8 protein-coding genes are annotated in these 11,915 nt (G+C 42.0%); 7 read left to right on the plus strand and 1 reads right to left on the minus strand.

Features of this window, described 5'->3' with window-relative positions:
* The 6 genes from HMPREF2728_RS05140 to glmS all read left to right on the plus strand — a co-directional run.
* The coding region (locus HMPREF2728_RS05140; protein ID WP_075227256.1) for a 3-deoxy-7-phosphoheptulonate synthase at window positions 1-865 on the plus strand (865 nt) is incomplete at its 5' end.
* A 1-nt stretch (window position 866) separates the two neighbouring features.
* Window positions 867-1,898, plus strand: coding sequence for a 3-deoxy-7-phosphoheptulonate synthase (locus HMPREF2728_RS05145; RefSeq protein WP_049528850.1), 1,032 nt, complete (start codon window positions 867-869; stop codon window positions 1,896-1,898).
* 45 nt (window positions 1,899-1,943) lie between these two features.
* Window positions 1,944-2,306, plus strand: coding sequence for a holo-ACP synthase (acpS, locus tag HMPREF2728_RS05150; protein ID WP_075227281.1), 363 nt, complete (start codon window positions 1,944-1,946; stop codon window positions 2,304-2,306).
* Complete coding sequence (alr, locus tag HMPREF2728_RS05155; RefSeq protein WP_075227257.1) at window positions 2,296-3,399, plus strand: alanine racemase; 1,104 nt, start codon at window positions 2,296-2,298, stop codon at window positions 3,397-3,399. Before acpS ends, alr begins: the two co-directional genes overlap by 11 nt.
* Before the next feature lie 24 nt (window positions 3,400-3,423).
* Window positions 3,424-5,439 carry an ATP-dependent DNA helicase RecG gene (gene recG / locus HMPREF2728_RS05160; protein ID WP_075227258.1) on the plus strand — a complete coding sequence of 672 codons (2,016 nt, stop codon included), beginning with the start codon at window positions 3,424-3,426 and terminating at the stop codon, window positions 5,437-5,439.
* An 853-nt stretch (window positions 5,440-6,292) separates the two neighbouring features.
* Window positions 6,293-8,101, plus strand: coding sequence for a glutamine--fructose-6-phosphate transaminase (isomerizing) (glmS, locus tag HMPREF2728_RS05165; RefSeq protein ID WP_075227259.1), 1,809 nt, complete (start codon window positions 6,293-6,295; stop codon window positions 8,099-8,101).
* Window positions 8,102-8,639: 538 nt separating this feature from the next.
* On the opposite strand, the gene HMPREF2728_RS05170 is transcribed toward glmS, so the two are convergent.
* The gene (locus HMPREF2728_RS05170; RefSeq protein WP_075227260.1) at window positions 8,640-10,124 is read right to left on the minus strand and encodes a DUF1846 domain-containing protein; all 1,485 of its coding nucleotides are present in this window, start codon (window positions 10,122-10,124) and stop codon (window positions 8,640-8,642) included.
* A 150-nt stretch (window positions 10,125-10,274) separates the two neighbouring features.
* Between HMPREF2728_RS05170 and HMPREF2728_RS05175 the strand changes: the two genes are divergently transcribed.
* Window positions 10,275-11,885, plus strand: coding sequence for a glycoside hydrolase family 13 protein (locus HMPREF2728_RS05175; RefSeq protein WP_075227261.1), 1,611 nt, complete (start codon window positions 10,275-10,277; stop codon window positions 11,883-11,885).
* The last annotated feature ends 30 nt before the right edge of the window (window positions 11,886-11,915 follow it).

Raw genomic sequence — 11,915 nt, forward strand, 5'->3', positions numbered from 1 at the left:
TGACAATGAAGAAGCAGTTCTTGAGTATGCCAAGCGTTTGGCAAAATTGCAAGAAGAAGTCAAAGATCGCGTTTTTATGGTGATGCGCGTCTACACTGCTAAACCACGTACTAATGGTGATGGTTATAAGGGCTTGATTCACCAACCAAATGCCAAAGAAGCACCTAGTCTCATCAATGGGATCAAGGCGGTTCGTCACCTGCATTACCGTGTTATTTCTGAGACAGGAATGACGACAGCGGATGAAATGTTGTACCCAGAGAACCTTCCTTTGGTAGATGATTTGATTTCTTATATGGCAGTTGGAGCTCGTTCGGTTGAAGACCAACAACACCGTTTTGTAGCTAGTGGAGCAGATTTTGCGACAGGTTTTAAAAATCCAACGTCTGGAAATCTCAATGTCATGTTCAACGGTATTTATGCAGCGCAAAACAAGCAGAGTTTTCTTTTCCTAGGAAAAGAAGTCGAAACTACTGGAAATCCTCTATCCCATGCCATTCTCCGTGGTGCCCTTAACGAATACGGGAAAAACATTCCTAACTACTACTATGATAATTTGATGGATACTATTGCCCAGTATGAAAAGATGGGCCTTGAAAATCCATTTATCATCATTGATACCAACCATGATAACTCAGGCAAGCAGTATATGGATCAGATTCGCATCGTTCGTCAGACCTTGATTAACCGCGATTGGAATGAAAAGATTAAAAAATATGTTCGTGGTTTCATGATTGAGTCTTATCTAGAAGACGGTCGTCAAAATGAACCAGAGGTCTTTGGGAAATCTATCACCGATCCATGTCTAGGATGGGAAAATACTGAGGCTCTTGTGCGCGAAATCTACCAAAGACTAGGAGAATAATATGGCATTTATTGAAAAAGGTCAAGAAATCGATATTGAAGCGATTAAGGCGGAAACACAGCTGTCTGCAAAAGCCTTGCAACATAAGGAAAGCCGTGACCAGGAACTAGCAGACATCCTTTCAGGAAAGGATGACCGAATCTTGTTGGTCATTGGACCTTGTTCGTCTGACAATGAAGAAGCAGTTCTTGAGTATGCTCGCCGTTTGGCAGACTTGCAGAGGAAAGTTGCGGATAAGATTTTCATGGTCATGCGTGTTTACACAGCCAAGCCACGCACCAATGGAGATGGCTACAAGGGTTTGGTTCATCAGCCAGATACTTCTAAAGCACCAAGTTTGATTAATGGTTTGCAGGCTGTACGTCAGCTTCATTATCGAGTGATTACAGAAACTGGATTGACTACAGCAGATGAAATGCTTTATCCATCCAATCTAGTTTTAGTTGACGACTTGGTGAGCTACCATGCCGTGGGTGCGCGTTCAGTAGAAGACCAAGAACACCGTTTTGTAGCTTCAGGGATTGATGCACCAGTGGGGATGAAAAATCCAACCTCAGGAAATCTATCTGTTATGTTTAATGCCATCTATGCTGCACAAAACAAGCAAACATTTCTTTACCATGGACAAGAAGTTGAGACTTCAGGTAATCCCCTGGCCCACGTTATCCTTCGTGGAGCTATGAATGAATATGGGAAGAATGAACCAAACTTCTACTATGAAACTCTCTTAGATGCTATCGGCCGTTACGAGTCTATGGGGCTTGAAAATCCCTTTATCATGATTGATACTAACCATGATAATTCAGGGAAGCAATATATGGAGCAAGTTCGAATTGTTCGTCAGGCTCTGCTCAACCGTGACTGGAATGAAAAGATCAAGAAGACAGTTCGAGGTTTCATGATTGAATCTTACTTGGCAGATGGTCGCCAAAATCAACCAGAAATCTTTGGTTGTTCTATTACAGACCCATGTCTAGGATGGGAAAACACAGTAGCCCTGGTAGAAGAAATCTATACTACCTTAACAAAATAAGTGAAAAGGATGGAGTTGGGGGTATCTCAACTCCTTTTGATGAAAATGATAGTTGGACACGGAATCGATATCGAAGAATTAGCTTCCATACAAAATGCAGTTGAAAAAAGAGAAGGCTTTGCGCAGCGTGTCTTGACGGACAAGGAAATGGAGCGCTTTTCCAGTCTCAAAGGTCGTAGGCAGATCGAGTATTTGGCTGGTCGTTGGTCAGCTAAAGAAGCTTTCTCAAAGGCTATGGGAACGGGAATTGGGAAGCTGGGCTTTCAGGATTTGGAAGTTTTGAACAATGAGAGAGGGGCTCCCTACTTCAGCAAATCCCCGTTTTCAGGGAAAGTGTGGCTATCGATCAGCCATACAGATCAGTTTGTGACAGCTAGTGTTATTTTGGAGGAAGAATATGAAAACTAGTCCACATAGACCAACCAAGGCCCTCATCGACCTGGGTGCTATTCGCTACAATATCCAACAAATGGGAGAGCACATTCCTAAAGATACACTAAAATGGGCGGTTGTAAAAGCCAATGCCTACGGACACGGAGCGGTAGCTGTTGCAACAGCTATTCAGGATGATGTTGACGGCTTTTGCGTTTCGAATATCGATGAAGCCCTCGAGCTTCGTCAGGCAGGAATTTCTAAGAAGATTCTCATTTTGGGAGTATCTGAGGCTGAATCTCTCTCATTGGCTAAGGAGTATGCGATTACCTTGACAGTGGCAGGATTGGAATGGATCCAGAAACTCATAGCTACAGAGCCAGACTTATCAGGTTTAACCGTTCATCTTAAAATTGATTCAGGTATGGGACGAATTGGTTTTAGAAGTGCAAGCGAGGCGGCACAAGCTCAAACTTTACTCAAGGAGCATGGAGCAAATGTTGAGGGAATCTTTACACACTTTGCTACTGCAGATGAAGAGTCAGATAGCTACTTTAAGCAACAGCTAGAGAGTTTTAAGGGAATCCTAGATGATTTGCAAGAAGTGCCAAAATTGGTTCATGCTAGTAACTCCGCAACTACTTTATGGCATGCGGAAACGATTTTTAATGCTGTTCGCATGGGGGATTCCATGTATGGTCTCAATCCAAGTGGACAAGTTTTGGAATTGCCTTATAAACTAAAACCAGCCTTGACTTTGGAGTCAGCCATCGTTCATGTCAAAACAGTAGAGGCTGGAGCTTGTATGGGCTACGGAGCGACCTATCAGGCAGACAGTGAGCAAGTCATTGCTACTTTGCCAATCGGTTATGCAGATGGTTGGACACGAGACATGCAGAATTTCTCAGTTCTGGTGGATGGCCAATTGTGCCCCATCGTAGGACGTGTATCCATGGACCAAATCACCATTCGTTTGCCTAAGCTTTATCCATTGGGTACCAAGGTAACCTTGATTGGCTCAAACGGGGACAAGGAGATTACTGCAACAGATGTAGCGGTTTACCGTGGAACCATCAATTATGAGGTAGTTTGTCTCCTCAGTGATCGAATTCCGAGAGAATATTATTAAAAAACAGAAGGAAAGGAGAGTAGCATGAATTTACACCAACCCTTGCATGTCTTGCCTGGTGTGGGACCCAAATCAGCAGAAAAATATGCCAAAATAGGAATCGAAAATCTGCAAGACCTCTTGCTCTACTTTCCTTTCCGTTATGAAGATTTTAAGACCAAGCAGGTGCTAGAACTAGAGGATGGTGAAAAGGCTGTCCTATCTGGTCAGGTGGTAACGCCAGCTAGTGTTCAGTATTATGGATTTAAGCGCAATCGTCTTCGCTTTAGCCTTAAACAGGGAGAAGTTGTGTTTGCGGTCAATTTCTTTAATCAACCCTACCTGGCTGACAAGATTGAACTAGGAGCAACCTTGGCTGTCTTTGGCAAGTGGGATCGTGCCAAGGCAAGCCTCACAGGAATGAAGGTTTTAGCCCAAGTCGAGGATGACCTCCAACCGGTCTATCGTCTCGCACAAGGTGTCAGTCAAGCAGGACTTGTTAAGGTCATCAAGACCGCCTTTGATCAAGGACTGGACCTCTTGATAGAAGAAAACATCCCTCAGTCCTTGCTCGATAAATACAAACTCATGTCTCGCTGTCAGGCTGTTCGTGCTATGCATTTCCCTAAGGATTTGGCAGAATACAAACAGGCTCTCCGTCGAATCAAGTTTGAGGAACTTTTCTATTTCCAAATGCAATTACAGACCCTCAAGTCTGAAAATAAGGTTGATGGAAGTGGATTGGTTCTGAATTGGTCCCAGGAAAAACTAACTGCGGTTAAAGAAAAGTTACCCTTTGCTTTGACCCAAGCCCAAGAAAAGAGCCTGCAAGAAATCCTGACCGATATGAAGTCGGACCATCACATGAATCGACTCTTGCAAGGGGATGTTGGAAGTGGGAAAACAGTGGTAGCAGGTCTAGCGATGTACGCAGCCGTAACGGCTGGTTATCAGGCTGCCCTCATGGTTCCAACAGAGATTCTTGCAGAGCAACATTTTGAAAGTCTAGAAAGTCTCTTTCCTGATTTGAAACTAGCTCTCCTAACAGGTTCATTAAAAGCTGCAGAAAAACGCACGGTTTTAGAGACCATTGCTAAGGGTCAAGTTGATGTAATCATCGGTACCCATGCCCTTATACAGGATGGGGTGGACTACGATCGACTTGGATTGATTATCATCGATGAACAACACCGATTTGGAGTTGGACAAAGGCGTATTTTACGTGAAAAAGGAGAAAATCCAGATGTCCTCATGATGACGGCGACTCCGATTCCACGAACCTTAGCCATCACCGCCTTTGGAGATATGGATGTTTCTATTATTGACCAGATGCCAGCTGGACGTAAGCCAATCGTGACACGCTGGATCAAGCATGAGCAATTACCCCAGGTTTTGACTTGGTTGGAAGGAGAAATTCAAAAAAGTTCTCAAGCCTATGTTATTTCGCCCTTGATTGAAGAATCTGAAGCCCTAGATCTTAAAAATGCTATTGCTTTATCGGAAGAATTGACGGTTCATTTTGCAGAAAAAGCAAAAGTTGCTCTCTTACACGGTAAGATGAAGAGTGATGAAAAAGACCAGATTATGCAGGATTTCAAAGAGAGAAATACAGATATTCTGGTTTCGACAACGGTTATCGAGGTCGGGGTCAATGTGCCAAATGCGACAGTCATGATTATCATGGATGCTGACCGTTTCGGACTTAGTCAGCTTCATCAGCTCAGAGGTCGTGTCGGTCGTGGGGATAAGCAGTCCTATGCGGTACTTGTGGCCAATCCCAAAACTGATTCTGGAAAGGATCGCATGCGCATCATGACGGAAACGACCAATGGATTTGTCCTTGCAGAAGAAGATTTGAAAATGCGTGGCTCTGGTGAGATTTTTGGAACCAGACAGTCAGGTCTACCAGAGTTTCAAGTGGCTGATATTATCGAAGATTTTCCGATTCTTGAGGAAGCGCGTAAGGTGGCTAGTTATATCAGCTCCCTTTCTAACTGGCAGGAGGACCCAGAGTGGCATATGATTGCCCTAAATCTAGAAAAGAAAGAACATTTAGATTAAGCTTTCTCTAAGAAAATCTTAAGTTTGCTTTTAGGGTTATTGTCTATACTAGGGTCATCAAAAAGAAACGAGGACTCTCACATGACGATGACAATTAAAGTAAATTACCAAAAAACGTTTCAACAGGAACAAACACCTTCTCATAAATACTAAGTAAAAGAGCGGTAACGAACGCTCTTTTTGTATGGGATTCTCAGGTAAGGGATTTAGAAAAGTGATTATGTTCATTTGATTTACTGAATGTATAAACTTCAACATCACTTCAAACAACACCTTAGTCTTAACAGGCAATCTAAAAGCAGTGCTTTGAGAAACCTGTGACTAGCTTTCTAGTTTGCTCTTTCGTTTTCGTTGAGTCAGAAGTTACTTTTAGTTTTTTCTAAGGAAAATGTAAGCTATGTTTTAGGAAGAGATTTTATACTGGGTTCATCAAAAAGAAACGAGGACTCTCACATGACAATGACGATTAAAGTAAATTATCAAAAAACCTTTCAAGAAGTAGTGGAAGCAGAAAAGGTTGCTACAAAATAGTAGTTATTAAGGGCAGTAGAGCCCTTTTTAAATACTTGCTTTATACTCTTCAAAAATCAAATTCAAACCACGTCAGCTTCACCTTGCCGTACTCAAGTACAGCCTGCGGCTAGCTTTCTAGTTTGCTCTTTGATTTTCATTGAGTATTAGGCGAAATATGATAGATTTTTAGTAGATAGAATGAGCAGAATCACGCTATACCAATTTTTATTCTTGACAAGTAAAAGAAACAAGTATATACTGTTTTTGCTGATTCTGCAAAGCGAGAATTAGACTATACCAATTTAAGGGGAAAGCACAGCTTGTCTGTGTCGTATATACTATGTGTGGAATTGTTGGTGTTGTTGGAAACACAAATGCAACTGATATTTTGATTCAAGGGCTTGAAAAGCTCGAATACCGTGGTTATGATTCTGCGGGAATTTTTGTCCTAGGTGGTGCTGAAAACCATTTGGTGAAGGCTGTTGGTCGTATTGCAGAATTGTCTGCTAAAACTGCTGGCGTTGAGGGGACAACTGGTATTGGACATACTCGTTGGGCCACTCACGGTAAACCAACAGAAGACAATGCTCACCCACATCGCTCTGAGACAGGACGTTTTGTCTTGGTCCACAATGGGGTGATTGAAAATTATCTTGAAATCAAGGAAGACTACCTTGCAGGTCACCACTTCAAGGGACAAACAGATACAGAAATCGCTGTACACTTGATTGGAAAATTTGTTGAAGAAGACGGCATGTCAGTACTTGAAGCCTTCAAAAAAGCTCTTCACATTATCCGTGGTTCTTATGCCTTTGCCTTGGTTGACTCACAAGATCCTGAAGTCATCTATGTAGCTAAGAATAAATCACCACTTTTGATTGGTCTTGGAGATGGTTACAACATGGTCTGCTCAGATGCTATGGCTATGATTCGTGAAACTAACCAATACATGGAGATCCATGATCAAGAGTTGGTTATCGTCAAGGCTGATAGCGTTGAAGTGCAAGACTATGATGGTAATAGCCATGAGCGTGCTAGCTACACTGCAGAGCTTGACTTATCAGATATCGGTAAGGGAACTTACCCTTACTACATGCTTAAGGAAATCGATGAGCAACCAACAGTGATGCGTAAGTTGATCCAAGCCTATACAGATGAGGCTGGTCAAGTAGTGGTGGACCCTGCTATCATCAAGGCTGTTCAAGAGGCAGACCGCCTCTACATTCTAGCAGCTGGGACTTCTTACCACGCAGGATTTGCTTCTAAGAAAATGTTGGAAGAATTGACAGATACGCCAGTTGAACTTGGTATCTCATCTGAGTGGGGCTACGGTATGCCACTTCTCAGCAAGAAACCACTCTTCATCTTTATCAGCCAATCTGGTGAAACAGCTGATAGCCGTCAGGTTTTGGTTAAGGCCAATGAAATGGGTATCCCAAGCTTGACAGTGACAAACGTGCCTGGTTCAACTCTGTCACGTGAAGCTAACCATACCATGCTTCTTCACGCAGGTCCTGAAATTGCCGTTGCTTCAACCAAGGCATATACTGCGCAAATCGCAGCTCTTGCCTTCCTTGCGAAAGCGGTTGGTGAAGCAAATGGCAATGAAAAAGCTAAAGCTTTCAATTTGGTTCACGAATTGTCTATCGTGGCTCAGTCTATCGAATCAACTCTCTCAGAAAAAGAATTGATTGATAGCAAGGTTCGTGACCTTCTTGAAACAACACGCAATGCCTTTTACATCGGACGTGGCCAAGATTACTACGTAGCCATGGAAGCCAGTCTTAAGCTCAAAGAAATCTCTTACATCCAGTGTGAAGGTTTTGCGGCTGGAGAACTTAAACATGGAACCATTGCTTTGATTGAAGAGGGGACACCTGTTTTGGCCCTCTTGTCAGATCCGGTTCTTGCTAACCACACTCGCGGAAATATCCAAGAAGTGGCAGCACGTGGCGCTAAGGTCCTTACTATTGCAGAAGAAAATGTTGCTAAAGATACCGATGATATTGTCCTTACGACCGTACATCCTTACCTCTCACCAATCTCAATGGTCGTACCAACACAATTGGTCGCTTACTTTGCAACCCTACACCGTGGACTTGATGTGGATAAACCACGAAACCTTGCCAAGTCAGTAACGGTAGAATAAACTAAAAAATTAAATCATAAAAAGTGAACTAAATAGTTTTCTGGAAATCAGAATGCTGTCTTGTTCACTTTTTTTGTATACTTAATGAAAATCAATGACCAAACTAAGGTGTTTAGATAGATATCTCACAGAATAGCTTAGAGATTCTAGATAAGAGTGACGCAGTCAGTCTCATTATACCAATTTGATATTGTAGAGAAAACGGATCAAGACCTCAGCCAAGATAGTTCAAGTCAAGATTGAAGAGGATTGATTCATACTCTTCGAAAATCTCTTCAAACCGCGTCAACGTCGCCTTGCCGTACTCAAGTACAGCCTGCGGCTAGTTTCCTAGTTTCCTAGTTTGCTCTTTGATTTTCAGAGTATCACTCCTTTTAAGGATTCATTAGAAATAAATCTAAAATTAAATGTTATCCCAGTTTCTATTAAAATTAGAATTCTTTTTGAAAGCTATGCTTGTGAAAGACTGGAAAACTATAAAAAAACTCTAAGAGCTGGACGATAAGGATCCAACTCTTAGAGGAGTGAGTGTCGTATTTTACTTGCGATACAAACGATCGTATTGGTAGTAAGGATCAAAGGTTACATTGATTCCTAGTTTGCGAAGAACATTTTTGTCTTCGTCTGTTAGGATAATCGTAGAGTGAGCTTCGCTTCCTTTGAGGTTTCCGAGTTCTTTCATGGCACGATCTGCATCAGGATTCTGCATAGCTGTGATTGCAAGTGCGATAAGGATTTCATTTGAGTGGAGTCGAGGGTTACGGCTACCCAAGTGATTGATTTTCAAACCTTGAATTGGTTTCACCACTTCTGGTTCAATTAATTTTGTTTCAGCATCGATGTTAGCTGATTTCTTGATTGCATTGATCAAAGCAGCGGCTGTTGGACCAAAGAGTTCTGAGTTCTTACCAGTAACGATTTCACCAGAAGGTAATTCAAGAGCTAGAGCAGGTCCGCCTGTTTCTTCTGCTTTTTGACGTGCGGCAACAGCAACCTTTCTATCAGCTGGTGTGATACCTAGGTCATTCATGAGAAGCTCAATCTTCTTCACAGCAGTTTCTCCAACCTTCTCGGCTTTGAAGTCAAGAACTGTCTGGTAATAGCGACGGATAATTTCCTGTTTAGATGCTTCAATGGCAGCGTCGTTATCAGTGATTGCAAAGCCAACCATATTGACACCCATGTCAGTTGGAGATGCATAAGGAGACTCCCCCAAGATACGTTCCAGCATACGCTTAAGGACAGGGAAAATTTCAATGTCGCGGTTGTAGTTGACTGTGGTTTCTCCATAAGTTTGGAGATGGAATGGGTCAATCATGTTGACATCATCTAGGTCTGCTGTAGCAGCTTCATAAGCCAAGTTGACTGGGTGATGAAGTGGGAGATTCCAAACTGGGAAGGTTTCAAATTTAGCATAACCAGACTTGATACCATTGATTTGGTCGTGGTACATGTTAGACATACAAGTTGCCAACTTACCTGAACCAGGCCCAGGAGCAGTCACGACAATCAAGTTACGACTAGTTTTGATATAGTCGTTTTTCCCCATACCATCAGGAGAAATGATGTGATCCATATCTGTCGGATACCCCTTGATAGGGTAGTGGAGATAAGAGTCAATACCATTTTTCTCTAATTGATTACGGAAGGCATCAGCTGCCGGTTGGCCAGCATATTGAGTAATGACAACTGAACCAACAAAGATACCGAGTTCATTGAATTTATCGATCAAACGAAGCACTTCTTGGTCATAAGAAATGCCCAAGTCTCCACGAGCTTTTGAGTGCTCGATATTGCTAGCGTTAATAGCGATAACAACCTCAACTTGCTCCTTCAATTCTTGTAAGAGTTTGATTTTGTTATCTGGTTCATATCCAGGAAGGACACGAGCAGCGTGGAAATCTTCTAACATTTTGCCACCAAACTCCAAGTAGAGTTTGCCGTCAAATTGGTTGATGCGCTCCAAGATATGGTCGCGTTGTAGATTTAAATATTGTTCAGAACTAAAAGCTTGTTTTTTCATTTTTTTACCTCTGACCTCTATTATATAAAAAAAATAGAAGATAAGAAACAACGGAGGTTCGAAATAAAGAAAAAGATTGAAGCAAACGCTTGCATAAAATTAAGAAAAGGTCTATGATGGAATAAAGTGAATGTTAAAAGGGGAAAAAAGATGCAAGAAAAATGGTGGCACAATGCCGTTGTTTATCAGGTCTATCCAAAAAGTTTTAAGGATAGCAATGGAGATGGGATTGGTGATTTACCTGGGATTACCAGTAAGCTAGACTATCTAGCTAAGTTAGGGATCACAGCGATCTGGCTTTCTCCTGTTTATGACAGCCCTATGGATGATAATGGTTATGATATTGCCAATTATCAAGATATCGCGGCTATCTTTGGAACCATGGAAGATATGGATGAGCTGATTGCTGAGGCTAAAAAACGAGATATCCGAATCATTATGGATTTGGTGGTCAATCATACATCAGATGAGCATGCTTGGTTTATCGAAGCTTGTGAAAATCCTGATAGTCCTGAGCGAGACTACTATATCTGGCGTGATAAACCTAACGACTTGGAGTCAATTTTCAGTGGTTCTGCTTGGCAATATGACGAAAAGGCTGGACAATATTACCTGCACTTTTTCAGTAAGAAACAACCAGACCTTAACTGGGAAAATGAAGAACTACGCCAAAAAATCTATGAAATGATGAATTTCTGGATTGATAAAGGGATCGGTGGATTTCGTATGGACGTTATTGACATGATTGGGAAAATTCCTGATCAGAAGATTGTCAACAATGGTCCTATGCTCCATCCTTATCTCAAGGAAATGAATCAGGCTACTTTCGGCGACAAAGAGCTCTTGACAGTAGGGGAGACATGGGGAGCGACACCAGAAATCGCAAAACTCTATTCAGATCCAAAAGGACAAGAACTGTCTATGGTCTTTCAGTTTGAACATATCTGTCTTCAGTATCAGGAAGGACAACCTAAGTGGCAGTACCAAAAAGAGCTAAATGTTGGGAAATTAAAAGAGATTTTCAACAAATGGCAGACAGAATTAGGGGTTGAGGATGGCTGGAATTCCCTCTTCTGGAACAACCATGACCTCCCTCGAATCGTCTCTATCTGGGGAAATGACCAAGAATACCGCGAAAAATCTGCCAAAGCCTTTGCAATTTTGCTTCATCTCATGAGAGGGACTCCTTATATTTACCAAGGGGAGGAGATTGGGATGACCAATTTCCCATTTGAAAAGCTGGATCAAGTAGAGGATATTGAATCCCTCAACTATGCGCGTGAAGCTCTTGAAAAAGGTGTTTCAATGGAAACAATCATGGATAGCATTCGTGTGATTGGACGTGACAATGCGCGTACTCCAATGCAGTGGGATGAGACAAAAAATGCTGGTTTCTCAGACGGACAACCTTGGTTGGCTGTTAATCCAAACTACGAAGCAATCAACGTTCAGGAAGCACTGGAAAACCCAGATTCTATTTTCTATACTTATCAAAAATTGGTAAACATTCGTAAGGAAAATAGCTGGTTGGTGAGAGCTGATTTTGAACTTCTTGATACGGCTGAAAAAGTCTTTGCTTATATCCGTAAGGATGGAGACCGTCGTTTCCTAGTTGTGGCCAATTTGTCCAACCAGCAGCAAGAGTTTGCAGTAGAAGAGTCAGTTAAGTCTATCTTGATTGAAAATACCTCAGTAGAAGCAGTTTTGACTACACAGACCTTGGCTCCATGGGATGCCTTCTGTGTCGAATTAGCTCATTAAACCTAAAAACTTAAGTATCCAAAGATGCTT

The organism is Streptococcus sp. HMSC061D10 (assembly GCF_001808865.1).
Lineage (GTDB): Bacteria > Bacillota > Bacilli > Lactobacillales > Streptococcaceae > Streptococcus.